Annotated in this window: 1 protein-coding gene; it reads right to left on the bottom strand. The window is 64.9% G+C overall.

The window, feature by feature from the left end:
• The coding region (locus tag Q7A36_RS41215) for a DDE-type integrase/transposase/recombinase (protein WP_305109542.1) at nt 1-333 on the bottom strand (333 nt) is incomplete at both ends.

Genomic DNA, 333 nt, shown 5'->3' with positions numbered 1-333 from the left:
TAGTAGCCGATCCACTTCGCCAGCCCGGCCCGCAGTTCCGAGCCGGTCTCGAAGGCATGCAGGTAGACGCACTCGTACTTCAGGCTGCGCCACAGCCGTTCAATGAACACGTTGTCCATCCAGCGGCCGCGGCCGTCCATGGAGATTCGTACCCCGGCCTGCTGCAGCAGGCCGGTGAACCGCGGCGAGGTGAACTGGCTGCCCTGGTCGGTATTGAAGATCTCCGGCCGCCCGAACCGCGCCATAGCTTCCTCGAGCACCTCCAGGCAGAACTCCACCTCCATGGTGTTCGACACCCGCCAGGCCAACACCTTGCGCGTCGCCCAGTCCATC

Origin of the sequence: Paracraurococcus lichenis, from assembly GCF_030657435.1 — a bacterium.
Taxonomy (GTDB): domain Bacteria; phylum Pseudomonadota; class Alphaproteobacteria; order Acetobacterales; family Acetobacteraceae; genus Paracraurococcus; species Paracraurococcus lichenis.
This window is presented reverse-complemented; position numbering and strand designations above follow the sequence as displayed.